Raw genomic sequence first — 12,070 nt, 5'->3', positions numbered from 1 at the left:
GCTGCGCGTCAGCCCTCCCTCTCCGCTCATGATTTACACCAAGCAATTCCAATTACCAGCCCTGCGCCGGGGCTTCCACCTCATCACCGACCACGTGCTGCGCGAGCTGCCGGAGCTACCGCAGGTGCGGGCGGGCCTGCTGCACGTCTTCATTCAGCACACCTCGGCCAGCCTGTGCCTCAATGAAAACGCTGACCCCACGGTGCGGCACGATTTCGAGCAATTCTTCAACCGCCTGGCACCCGAAAACGCCCCCTACTTCCGCCACAACTCCGAAGGCCCCGACGATATGCCGGCCCACCTGAAAGCCGCCCTGCTGGGCAGCAGCGTCAGCATTCCCGTGGCGCAGGGCTGCTTGGCGCTGGGCACCTGGCAAGGCATCTACCTGGGCGAGCACCGCGAGCACGGCGGCCGGCGCTCGCTGGTGCTTACGCTACTGGGAGAGTGATGAGCGGGGCGGGCTGTAGCGCGAACTTTTAGTTCGCGAGGGCTGGAGGTCCAGCATTCGCGAACTAAAAGTTCGCGCTACAGACCGCCCTGCTCCCACGCGGCGATTTCGGCTGCCAGGTTGCGCCGGGCCGCCGCGTCCAGTTCGTCCCGCATGCCCGGAGTTTGAAACAGCACCGGTGCGGCCAGCATTTTGGCCAGCACCCTGCGCCGGCCGGGGCGGTAGAGCAGGTCGGGCACCAGGCGGTACTCCTGCCGGACCTGGCGGGCATAGGCCCAGTAGTCGTCGGCCGGGGCACCGAGGATGCTTAGGTCAGCATCGAGGAAGTAGAGCAGGTCGGCATCGTCGGGCGGCTGGGGCTGGTTGTGGTCGGCGGTGCGTCCGATGAGAAAAGCCACCCGCTGCTGCCGGGCGGGTTCCAGCGCCGAATGCTGCAGAAACGCCAGGGCTTGAGCCGCACTGCGCGCTTCGTTGTCGGATTTGAGCGCGTTGTACACCGCATCGTGAAACCAAACAGCCAGCTCCACCACGGTGCGGTCCTGCAGGTGTACTGCATCGAGTCGGTGCAGCAGGTTTTCGATGTGGTGCAGGGTATGGTAGTGGCGCGTGGACGCCTGGTAAGCGGCAGCCAGGCGCTGGAATTCAGCTTCCCGACGGGCCGCATTGGGCACGAGGGGAGCGGTGAGTTGGTGCCAGCGGGCAGACAGGTCGACGGTCATACCCGCAAAGGAACAAGCTGCGGCCAGCAGGTGCTACTCTCCTCTCCTACTTGCCCAGCACTGCCAGTAGCTCGCGGTGTAACGAATTGGCCAAGAAGCTGGCTTCATCGATGCGAGTAGCATTGTAGCGGGCGGTATCAGCCGCTTCGGGGGCCAGGTCGTGGGTGCGCAGTTCGGCCAGGGTGTGCAGGCGGGTGAGCGACTGCTGCACCAGGTCGTCGAGGCGGGCACGCAGGGCGGGGTCCATAGCTGCATTCGAGGCGCTGGTGGCTTGCAGCGTGAGCAGGTCCTGGCCCACAAGGGCAAGCTGGGTGAGTAATTTTCCCTCGGCCGGGCTAAGGCGGTGGGGCTTGCGGTCGATGACGCAAAGGGTGCCCAGGGGCTGGCCATTGGGAGCCCGCAGTGCCTGGCCGGCATAAAAGCCCAGCTGCATCTGCTGGGCCACGTAGGGGTTAACGAGCGTGCAGGGCTGGGCCGGAATGTCCTCCAGCACCATGGGGCCGTCGTGCAGAATAGCCACCGAGCACATGCTGTCTTGGCGGTTCAGCGTTGTGGCTTCCGGCAGCCCCTCGTTGCCTATGAATACCACATCATCGGCGCGCACCAGCGACACCAGCGCAATGGGCACATCGAAGAGCTTGGCCACAATGCTCACGAAGTCATTGAAGACGTCCTGCCCTGGCGTGCCCAACACCTGGTAGGGCTGCAGCGCTTCCAACCGCTTGTGTTCGTACGAGGGAATGAGGTTGGGATATTGCGTTTGGTCCATGAAAGCCGGCAAGTTGAGCGCGCAACTGTTCCGGCTATTCTTATAGTTCAGCACGGAACGGGTTAAAAGTAATGTATGTGTACGGGAAAGAGCCGTTGGGGCTTCGTTATAATGATTTCATCCGCAAAATGGCTGCGTGTTTCCAGTAGTAACGGCATTTATTTTATAAAGTCTGAATGATGCGGCGTAATAAATTGGTGAACAAGTATTTCCCAGCGTGATATCTAAGTATCAAAGTCCTGCTTGATTAGATTTTGGTTTGCGCCTGCAGTGCCCAGGCCGCAGCTTGCAGGGCGTTCCTTATTCCGTAATTTCTCCGCACCCAATGAGAACTTTTTCAACAATTCGACTTATGCTGCTCGGCTTGGTAATGTTTGGCCACACGTCCTGCAAAAAAGAGGGTGCCGAGGACCTAGGCCTGTCAAGGGCGAATGGCGTGTATTATTATCACTTCACCGATGCGGACCGGCTGTGGCTGCAAACTCGCCAAGGTGATGAATGGAGACTTGAAAACACAAGCGGCTACCAGCGCGTGTATCGGGCAAATGTCGTTTCGAATCTGAAAGCTGAAAGCCGAAAGACTTCGATGGGTATTCCAAGCTTTTCGAAACTACTGAACTACTATGACCTAGTGTACCTGTACCTGAACCGAGTCGACAGCCTCAACAAAGGAGGTACGACACTGCGCTTTTACCGCGATGCAGCAATGCTTACCAATTTAAATTCAGGCGGCTACAATGAACATGTCAGCCAGTTTTATGCAGAAGGCGAGAATTCCGAATTCGTGGGCAATACGGACCTCATCAGCGACTACTTCAGTTGCCGAGGAATGAAATTTCCCCGAGGCGCTGCATTAAATGGCCCGTTTCAGCAACTCACTGTGCGCGGGCACACCTACCATGAGGTGGTAGCATTCATCAGCACTGCGCGCGGGTCTACATGCCGTGCGCTGCCTCCAGCGGCTCTTCAGGAGCTGTACTACGACCGGCAGGCCGGCCTAGTGCGCATGGTAAGCCAGGGCGGTGAGGTGTGGGAACGGGTACTGTAGTGACGGTGTGGGCGTACCGCCGCGCCGCTGGCACGTGCGCACCACGCTATTTTCCGGCCGTCATCGTTGTTGGTACGCCTATATGCATACACGCGGCGCTGAGCCTGTTGGACGCATGTAACGCAGCCTATGCCGGTCGTAACAGCCCCTTGCCTACGCGCTCAATTTGCCCTTATCGACACCGAAAAGCCCGGTATGTACGCACCCTTTTCCTTACCCAAAACGGCGGTTGTTGCTCCGGTCCGACCGCCCTAGGCGGTCCGACCGGTTGTTGGCGGGGCAAAATCGGGGGTTCTTCAACCGGTCGGACCGCCTAAGGCGGTCGGACCGGACCAGTCAAGTACCGCCAGCAGGCAGGCAACGCGTTTTGGGTAAGGACAAGTATGCACGCACCACGGGCTTTTCGGTGCCGATAAGGGCAAGTTGAGCGCGCAACTGTTCCGGCTATATGTTTGGTTCAGCACGGAACAGGTTTAAGGTAGCTTAGCAACACGGGAAAAGACAGCAAGAGTAGCGGTAACAGAAGCGCATGTGAAGTCATTACCGGATGATTGCCCAAGCTCATGACTACAGCTTTTGAGCCCAATGCTGGTCCAGCAGTTGCTTCACCGAAGAACTAAACGGGCCACTAAACACCGCTTTTGCGTCACGTTTAGGCCGGATGCTGTAAACCAATGGCGTCGTCACATCCTGCTCGTTAAACTCCTTGTTATTATCGGTATCCGGAGTGCCTTGCATTAAAATCTTATTGGTCCCTTTTACCAGGTGCCAACTTTCGACATTGTAATTATCTGGCGAAATCTGTTGAAAATTATTGCCGGCTTTGTCCGAAGTAAACAAGTAGTTCGGGTCTTGCTGGTCAATCACGCCGTCATGATTAAAATCCACGGTCCTGACCGAATAGTAAAGCAACTTATCCAACTGCCCGGAGCCCAATTCAGCGTATTTGGCAAATTTGGAAGCCGAAACCGTGGATGCTCCGCTTTCCGAGCCCTGCTCAGTGTAGGCGTACAAAACCATCTTTTTATCCGGTGAAAGCAAGTGCGACTCGCCGGTTTCGGTGTTGTAAAAAGCAATGTTCCAAAAAGTATTCGAGCGGCTATAGCTTTTACTTACGATACTGCCATCCTTGTCCCCTTCATCTGTAGAACCAAGCAGCAGCGGGTACATGACATAGACGGAACTATCGATAAGTACGGGTGCAGTAAAATGCAGCTTTATCTGTTCGATTTTTGCCTGCCTTTGCGCTGGGGTTAGTGGTTTGGTGTCCGTCGGCTTTGCACTGTCGGAGCTACAAGCTCCAAGCAGGATGGTTGGAAACAGTAGGCGCAGTAGTTGCTGAATTTTCATTGATTTTTAAATTATTAATCCTGTGACTCGCTTGCCACGGCCAACGGCAGCCCGCAAGGTAAGCAGATGGGGCCGCATAGAATTATCCAGTTTCATCGAAACTCCGCACTAATCGGCCTCGCGCTGCTAAGCAGATGTTGACGTGCAGTCCTTCCGTTACGCCAGAGAGTCGCTCCAGACTTCGGGAATGGCTACATCCAGCCGTATTGGTTGGTCCAAAGCGTTAGAGTATAGAAGAGTGAGACAGAACAGAACGGCGGCCGCACCGAGAGGGCGCCGGAATTAATCCGGCGACCACGCCTTACCATCGCCAAAATGGCCAATGCCAAAATTCTGTTGTTATAAATTATAGCCGTAGTGCAAGCGCTGTAGCAACGTCCAAACTGAGCCCGGCCGTAGCCCAAAAATGGCACTGATTAACAGATGAAACATTCTACACGCCCGGCTAGCTACGGTTCAGATTACCTCACAACCCAAGGTTGAGCTTATATAAGGCAAACACCGCCGAAACCCTGAACAGCGCGTCCAGCTGGTTGAACCCCGCTTTGCAGAGCCCGTAATCCGGCTCATGCAGCCTCTCGACAACCCGCTTAATCCAACCACGCCGGAACCGCTCTCCACTCCGATACCCATCATCGAGGAAAGGGTGCGTTTTGACAAAGAAGTGGTCGAAACCGGACGTGTGGTTATCCGCAAAACGGTGCACCACGAGTCGCGCACCGTCGATGTACCTACTCAGGAAGAGCGGGTGCACGTGGAACGCGTAGCCATCAACCAACCTGTCGACACGCCGCCAGAAGTGCGTTACGAAGGCGACACCATGATTATCCCGGTGCTGCGAGAGGAAGTGGTGGTTACTACGCGCATCATTCTGGTCGAGGAACTGCACGTGCGCAAGCAAACCCTCACCACCAACCACCCGCAGGAGGTGACGCTCCGCCGCGAAGAGGTGCACTTCGAGCGCCTCGAAGGCTCGACATCCGCCCCAGCTCCAGAAGCCTGATTTTTTAGTATCCCTTTCTTTCATTCTCACACCCTAACGTTTCTTCATCATGTCCCAAACCGTAGTAGGCCTGTTCAATAGCGCTTCAGAAGCGCAGCAAGCCGTTCAACAGCTCATGTCCGCCGGTTTCCAGCAAAGCAACGTCGACGTAGCGGCGCAGGATGCCCGCAACGCCCAGCGCCTGACCGGCGCAACGGGCACCACGGGTTCCAATAACGACCCTTCCGATTACCAGAACACCAGCGGCACCGCCGTTGAAGGCGCAGCCGATGCCGCTTCGCGTGCCACTGGCGCCGCCGAAGACGGGGTAAGCCGCTTCTTCAGCAACCTGTTTGGCGGCAACGACAGCGACGATACCCGTGCTTATGTGGGGGCAACCCGCGGCGGCAGCTCGGTGGTAACGGTGCACGCGGCTTCGGCTAGCGAAGCTGAGCGCGCCCGCGACATTCTCGACCAGTATGGTGCCATCGACGTGCGCGACCAGGCCCAAAACCAGGGCTACGGCATGACCGGTGCCCAGGGCTACGCCGCCAACACCGACCAGGCCGGTGCCCAGAAGGTTAACATCATCGAAGAGAACCTGCAGGTAGGCAAGCGCGTGGAACAGACCGGTGGCGCGCGCATCCGCAGCCGCATCATCGAGAAGCCCGTGGAAGCCAGCGTGCGTCTGCGCGAAGAGCACGTGAACGTGCAGCGCCGCGAAGTAGACCGCCCCGCTACCGAAGCCGACTTTGCCGCCTTTAAGGAAGGGGAAATCAGCGTGACGGAGCAGGCCGAGCGGGCCGTAGTAGCCAAAGAAGCCCGCGTGGTAGGCGAAGTAAGCATCGACAAAACCGCTACCGAGCGCGAGCAGGTAGTGCGCGACACCGTGCGCAGCACCGATGTGCAAGTAGAGCAGCTTGGTACTAACCAGTCGGATACTTCCCGCCTGTCCGACAGCGACACCAATACCGGCTCGACCAGCCGCTAGGTTCGCAAAAACGTAAGAAGCGGCGGCTGATGATTCAGTCGCCGCTTTTTTGTTGTCGTGGTGGAGCGGTTGCCGGTTTGGTGGCCTGGCTGCGCGGCAGCTTTTTCCATCTTTTACGCTACTCCCTTATGGCCCGCATTATTGTCGGTTTGTTCATCAGCGCTTCCGAAGCCGAGTTTGCCGCCGCCCAGGTGCAGGCAACGGGTTTTGCGCCCGATAGCATCAACATTGCCACTCAGGAAACCCTGCAGGCGCAAAACCTGCCCGCCCAGGAAGCTCCTACTGATTCCTTACACGCAGGCATCACCCGGTTTTTCACGGGCCTCTTTAGCAGCAGTCAACTCGATGATGCCAATGCCTACATTGCTGCCACTGGGCCCGACTACGCCGTCGTCACGGTAGAAACTACTACCCCCGAAGAAGCCGAAACCGCACGCACAATCCTGGACCGTAACGGGGCAGTGGATGTGTACAAGCAGCGCCCCCTCACCCCTACTACCGACACGAGCGACATCGACCTCGAAGGCGACCTCAGCCGCGTGCGCGACGATGATGAGTTGGACGCAAACGGACTGACGACGCACTGAGTGAGCAGTTAAAAAAAACGTCATGCCGAGCGCAGCCGAGGCATCTCGCGTGCAGCAGTAATCTAATTGTAAGAAAAGAGTTATTACCCCACGCGAGATGCCTTGGCTGCACTCGGCATGACGTTCTTTATTGCAACATATCTCTACTCCTACCCTGCCGCGGCTGCCACCTGCGCCAGGCGCAGCTTGCTGTGCTTTTTGCCGTATCCGAAGTAGATAACCATGCCCAGCGCCAGCCACACAATGAGGCGCAGCCAGGTTTCCCAGGGCAGCGAGGCCATCATCACGAGGCACACCACAATGCCCAGAATGGGTACCACCGGCACCCACGGCGTGCGGAACGGGCGCGGGGCATCGGGGTTGGTTTTACGCATGATGAGCACGCCGAGGCACACCATCACGAAGGCCAGTAGCGTGCCGATGCTCGTCATCTCGCCCACCACGGCAATGGGCACGAAGCCCGCAAACAGGGCAATGAAGCAGCCCAACAGCAGCGTCGACTGCGCCGGCGTGTTGAATTTCGGGTGCAGCCGCGAGAATACCGGCGGCAACAGTCCATCGCGCGACATCGAGAAAAACACCCGCGACTGCCCCAGCAAATCCACCAATATCACGGAAGTATAGCCGATAAGAATAGCCAGAATCACGGCCGAAGAAAGCCAGGCATACGGCGTTTTCTCGATGGCAATGGCCACCGGCGCGGCGCTGTTCTTGAACTCGGTGTAATTGGCCAGGCCGGTGAGCACGTGGCCGAACAGCACGAACAACACGGTACAAACCGCCAGCGAGCCCAGAATGCCAATGGGCATGTTGCGCTGCGGGTTCTTGGTTTCCTGCGCCATCGTGGCCACAATGTCGAAGCCAATGAAGACGAAGAATATCACGCCTGCCCCGCGCAGAATGCCGCTCAGGCCGAACTCGCCAAATGTGCCCGTGTTGGCCGGGATGTAGGGTTGGTAATTGGCCGGGTCGATGTACTGCCAGCCCAACGCGATGAACACCAGCACCACCGCCACCTTCAGGGCCACCACCAGCGCATTGAACGATGCCGACCCCTTGGTGCCCCGCGTAACAATGGCCGTGATGGCCAGCACGATGAGCATGGCCGGCACGTTCACGTAGCCGTGCACGGTGCTGCCATCGGCCAGCGTGGCCGACTCGAACGGCGACATCACCAGCCGGGCCGGAATGTGCAGCCCGTACTTGCCCAGAAACTTGATGAGGTACTGCGACCAGCTAATGGCCACCGTGGCCGCACCCACCGAGTATTCGAGCACCAAATCCCAGCCAATAATCCAGGCAAACAGCTCGCCCATGGTGGCATACGAATACGTGTAGGCCGAGCCCGACACGGGCACCAGCGCCGCAAACTCGGCGTAGCACAGCGCCGAGAAAGCGCAACCCACGGCGGCCACAATGAAGGACAGCGTAACGGCCGGGCCCGTGTTGTTGGCTGCCGCGATGCCGGTGAGCGAGAACAGGCCCGCCCCAATAATTACCCCAATGCCAATGGCAATCAGGCTCACGCCGTTCAGGCTGCGCTTGAGGGTGTTGGCCCCCGTTTCGGCGGCTTCCAATCGAAGCAGCTCCAGTGATTTTTTCAACATAACCAGATAAATACGCGCCACGCTACCGCCCCACCCGGGGCGGCCGTGCCGCAAAGCAAAAACCCATAAAAAGGAATAAAACGGCGCCGTCCGTAGCCTCAGCTACGCGGCGCTAGTGCCGGCAATCAACAGCAACAACAGCCCGCCATCGGGTGGCCCGCCCCCAAGGGGCAGAAACTAAAAGCACCAGAAACAGCAAGCGAGGCAACAGAAACAGCGGGCACGGCAGTTGTTTTTATATAATCAGGATTTGGCACCGGGCCGCGGTTGCGGGTGGTTGCCGGCGCGTCTTCGAGCCTGTCTCTCAGCGCCTCTGTATAAAAACAATCCTTCCGGAGAAGAAATTGATGGGGCAAAGGTAACGCCGGATGCGTGCTCCGGCATGTTTGGCAGAAAAAAGAACGTCAAGCCGAGCGTAGCCGAGGCATCTCGGATGCAGGAGTAATCCAATCGTAAGAAAAGAGTTACTACCACACGCGGGATGCCTCGGCTGCGCTCGGCATGACGTTCTGCTATCTTGCCTTCAGTCGACGGCCTAAGCTAAATTAGCTTTTCTTGAAGCCGTCTTTGGCAGCTCTTTCCTCCACGGTTTTCATGCGCTTTTCGGTGTCGGGGTGCGAAGAAAACAGCTGCTGCATTTTGCTGCTTTTGGCACCGCCGCTCTGCTCCGAGGCTACCAGTTTGCCGAAAGCCGTGGCCATGGCGTAAGGGTTTTTGCCCTGGCTCTTCAGCAGGTCGTAGCCGAAGGCATCGGCGGCGCTTTCCTGGCTGCGCGAAAAGGTGGCCGTTGTGAGGGCCTGGCCCACGGCGCCGAGCTGCGAGTCGCTAAAGGTGGCGGCCGTACCGCCCTGCGACGATACGCCATCTTTGGCGGCAGCGGTGAGCAAAGCTGTTTTCATGCCGTCGCGCGAATCGTGGTTTTTCACGTGGCCGATTTCGTGGCCAATCACGCCCAGTACTTCGTCGTCGGTCATCAGCTGCATCAGGCCGGCGCACACGCGCACACTGCCGTCGGCGCAGGCGAAGGCGTTCACGTCGCGCACTTCGTACACTTTATAGTTTAGTGCAATGCCCTCGTAGGTTTTGAGGTTGGCGGTGATTTTCGCCAGCCGTTGGGCCAAGGGCGAAGATGGCGCCGCCACCGGGTTGTTGGCATCAGACCAAGTCACAAACTCCTTGGTGTGGGCCACCACTTCTTCGTCCGACAATGTCAAGGCCTTGGCCGCTTTCAGGCCCGCGCCGAGGCTGCCGGTGTTGAGTTTGAATTGGGCCTGAGCCGGGGCTGCAGCAGCCAATAGGGTCACTGCGGTCAGCAGCGTGAGGAAAGGGGTACGCATGTGGAAAGGAAAAAAAGTGAAAATTGGTGAAGTAAAAATTGACTGGCCAGTGCCAGGGCGGGCGCCAGCAAGGGTAGCTTTCGGGGCCTAGCGACGCAAAGCCAGCCGCACGCCGGCCATCAGCCAGCGGCCGGGCATTTGGGCGCCCAGCAGGTCCGAGTATTTGGCGTCGAATAGGTTCTGGGCCTGGCCCACCACCCAGAGGCGCTCGGGTAGCAGCGCGACATCAAGGCGGCCGTTGATGACCACGTAGTCAGGCGTCAACGCAGCATCGTTCACCGTGGCGCTGGGCACGGTATTCTGGCTGGCGCGCTGCTTATACACCCCGCCCAGGCTGGCCGTGAAGCGGCGGTGCACCAGGCTCAGGTTGCCGCTCACAAGCTGCTTGGCCACGTTGCTCAGGTACTGCGACACGATGTTGCCGTCCACGTTCAGGTGGGTGTAGGTGTAGCCCACGCTGCCGTCGAGCCGCAGCCCCTTGGTGAGTTGGGCGCGGGTGCTGGCTTCGAATTCCAGGCCCTGGGTGCTCACAGCAAACAGGTTCTGGGCGTAGCGGTAAGTGCTGGCCGGGTTGAGGTTGGTGAAGCCGGTGCTGGCCTGGACGTCGCGGCCGGGCGTGGCCACGTAATCAATCAGGTTGCGACCGTAGCGGTTGAAATAGGTGCCGCGCAGCGTGAGGGCCGGGCAAACCACATAATCCAGGCCACCTTCGTAGCTCCAGGTGCGCTCGGCTTCGAGGCCGGGGTTGCCCACGTTGAAGCCATTGGGCACAATGCCCGGCCTGATAGCCGAGTTGTACTGCTCGGTAAAGTTGGCCGCCCGGATGGCCCGGCCCACCGCGGCGCGCACGGTCAGCTTTTCGCCCAGCAGCTGGCTGGCCGTGAGCTGGGGCAGCACTTCGGTGCCGTAGGCCTGGTCGTGGTCGAGGCGCAGGGCGGCCGTCAGGTTCAGGCCCGCGGTGGGCGCCAGGCCGGCCACGGCAAACGCCCCCTGGTGCCACACCGAATGGTTGCCGCGGTCGTTGCTGCGCACGCTGCGGCGGTCGGCCTGGGCCCCCAGCGTTAGCTGCACCTTATCGGAGAAGCGCAGCTGGTGCTGCCCCTGCACGTTGAGGTAGTGCATGAGGTGGTCGCTGGCCGCCGAGGTAGGCGTGTACACGTAGTAATCGGTGCTGGAGGTGCCCACCAGCTGCAGTTCAGTACGGGCGCGGGCGTTCCAGTCGTAGCGCAGCTGGCCCTGGTACCAGTCGCGCGAGGTGGTTTCGCGGGCGCGGTCGCCGGCGTTGGTGGTGTAGAAGTTCTGGGCGTTGTATTCGCGCCGGTCGAAGCTGGCCCGGGCGGCAGCGCTGAACTTGGGGCTGATTTGGTAAGCGCCCGAGAGAGAGTAGGTATTCAGCTTGAAGTCGTTGCGCAGGCCGCCGGGCAGGTTCAGCAACTGGCCGCTGGCGGTGTTGTTGAGGATGCCCCCCGCCAGGCGCAGGCCCTTGTCCTGGCCGTAAAAGCCAGCGTTGGTCGTCTTGAGGTCGAACTCGCCGGCCATGAACGTGCCGCCAATTTCCACGCCATCGGGCCGGTGGGTAGCGGCGAAGGTTTTGGTGACGATGTTGACGAAGCCGCCCACGGCGTCGGGGCCGTAGAGGGCCGCGCCGGGGCCGCGCACCACTTCAACCTGCTCAATTTCGGCCGGGGTTATGGGCAGGTAGCCCGCAAAGTGGCCCGTGAGAGGGTCATTCAGCCGCATGCCATCGAGCAGAATGAGCACTTGGTTAAAGGTGGAGCCACGCAACGTAATATCGGCCTGGGTGCCGAAGTTGCCCCGGCTTTGCATCTCAATGGCCGGCAGCAGGCGCAGCAAATCATCGAGCGAGGCCACCGGGTACTGGCTGAGGGTGCGGCCGGGCACCACCGTAACGTAGCGACCGGTTTGACCAGCTACTTGGTCGAGGCGGGTGCCGTACACGGTAACTTCGTTCAGGGCGCGGGTGCTGTCGGTGGGAGTACTCTGAGCTAGGGCGTTAACGGTGAAAAGGGTGCAGAAAAACGGGGTGGCGTAGCGCGTAAGTCGCATTCACTGGTGAATTGGTGGGGGTGCAAACTTACGCCCGATATAGAGGATGGAGCATGTTCGACCCCGGATGTATGCACGAAAACAACGGCTTTATACCACGGCTGACTGGGCAAGCCCCGCCCTATCTGCTACTTTCGCCTTAGCGTCAGGCAACGTCGGCCGTAC

The 12,070-nt window shown here is 59.3% G+C and carries 11 protein-coding genes and 1 riboswitch; of the genes, 5 read left to right on the top strand and 6 right to left on the bottom strand.

The window, feature by feature from the left end; all coding sequences use genetic code 11:
* The first annotated feature begins 28 nt into the window (after positions 1–28).
* Positions 29–448: a secondary thiamine-phosphate synthase enzyme YjbQ gene (locus tag ABD837_RS18345; protein ID WP_345057385.1), complete on the top strand. Its 420-nt coding sequence runs from the start codon at positions 29–31 to the stop codon at positions 446–448.
* Between the two features lie 77 nt (positions 449–525).
* On the opposite strand, the gene ABD837_RS18340 is transcribed toward ABD837_RS18345, so the two are convergent.
* Together ABD837_RS18340 and ABD837_RS18335 are read right to left on the bottom strand one after the other, a co-directional pair.
* Positions 526–1,167, bottom strand: coding sequence for an HD domain-containing protein (locus ABD837_RS18340; RefSeq protein ID WP_345057383.1), 642 nt, complete (start codon positions 1,165–1,167; stop codon positions 526–528).
* A gap of 46 nt (positions 1,168–1,213) precedes the next feature.
* Positions 1,214–1,936, bottom strand: coding sequence for a GAF domain-containing protein (locus ABD837_RS18335; protein WP_345057381.1), 723 nt, complete (start codon positions 1,934–1,936; stop codon positions 1,214–1,216).
* Positions 1,937–2,288: 352 nt separating this feature from the next.
* Here ABD837_RS18335 and ABD837_RS18330 point away from each other — a divergent pair, with 352 nt between their 5' ends.
* Positions 2,289–2,984 (top strand): hypothetical protein, encoded by a 696-nt coding sequence (locus tag ABD837_RS18330; protein WP_345057379.1) that lies wholly within the window; start codon positions 2,289–2,291, stop codon positions 2,982–2,984.
* Positions 2,985–3,551: 567 nt separating this feature from the next.
* Here the strand turns inward: ABD837_RS18330 and ABD837_RS18325 are convergent.
* Entirely contained in the window at positions 3,552–4,334 is a 783-nt protein-coding gene (locus ABD837_RS18325) for a hypothetical protein (protein WP_345057377.1), read from the bottom strand.
* Positions 4,335–4,902: 568 nt separating this feature from the next.
* On the opposite strand from ABD837_RS18325, the gene ABD837_RS18320 reads away from it, so the two are divergent.
* From ABD837_RS18320 to ABD837_RS18310, 3 genes are all read left to right on the top strand, one after another.
* Positions 4,903–5,337, top strand: coding sequence for a YsnF/AvaK domain-containing protein (locus ABD837_RS18320; RefSeq protein ID WP_345057375.1), 435 nt, complete (start codon positions 4,903–4,905; stop codon positions 5,335–5,337).
* 49 nt (positions 5,338–5,386) lie between these two features.
* A complete protein-coding gene (locus ABD837_RS18315; protein ID WP_345057373.1) occupies positions 5,387–6,307 on the top strand; it encodes a DUF2382 domain-containing protein in 921 nt (306 codons plus the stop codon).
* A gap of 128 nt (positions 6,308–6,435) precedes the next feature.
* Complete coding sequence (locus ABD837_RS18310) at positions 6,436–6,894, top strand: hypothetical protein (RefSeq protein WP_345057371.1); 459 nt, start codon at positions 6,436–6,438, stop codon at positions 6,892–6,894.
* 149 nt (positions 6,895–7,043) lie between these two features.
* Here ABD837_RS18310 and ABD837_RS18305 read toward each other — a convergent pair whose 3' ends face one another.
* From ABD837_RS18305 to ABD837_RS18295, 3 genes are all read right to left on the bottom strand, one after another.
* Entirely contained in the window at positions 7,044–8,501 is a 1,458-nt protein-coding gene (locus tag ABD837_RS18305; RefSeq protein WP_345057369.1) for an amino acid permease, read from the bottom strand.
* Positions 8,502–8,733: 232 nt separating this feature from the next.
* Positions 8,734–8,825, bottom strand: a riboswitch (SAM riboswitch).
* A 221-nt stretch (positions 8,826–9,046) separates the two neighbouring features.
* Positions 9,047–9,838: a M48 family metallopeptidase gene (locus ABD837_RS18300; protein WP_345057367.1), complete on the bottom strand. Its 792-nt coding sequence runs from the start codon at positions 9,836–9,838 to the stop codon at positions 9,047–9,049.
* Positions 9,839–9,925: 87 nt separating this feature from the next.
* Positions 9,926–11,905, bottom strand: coding sequence for a TonB-dependent receptor plug domain-containing protein (locus ABD837_RS18295; protein ID WP_345057365.1), 1,980 nt, complete (start codon positions 11,903–11,905; stop codon positions 9,926–9,928).
* Between the last annotated feature and the right edge of the window lie 165 nt (positions 11,906–12,070).

This window comes from Hymenobacter glaciei (assembly GCF_039539585.1).
Taxonomy (GTDB): domain Bacteria; phylum Bacteroidota; class Bacteroidia; order Cytophagales; family Hymenobacteraceae; genus Hymenobacter; species Hymenobacter glaciei.
Note: the sequence above shows the minus strand (reverse complement) of the source record. Positions and strands in the feature narration are given on the sequence as shown.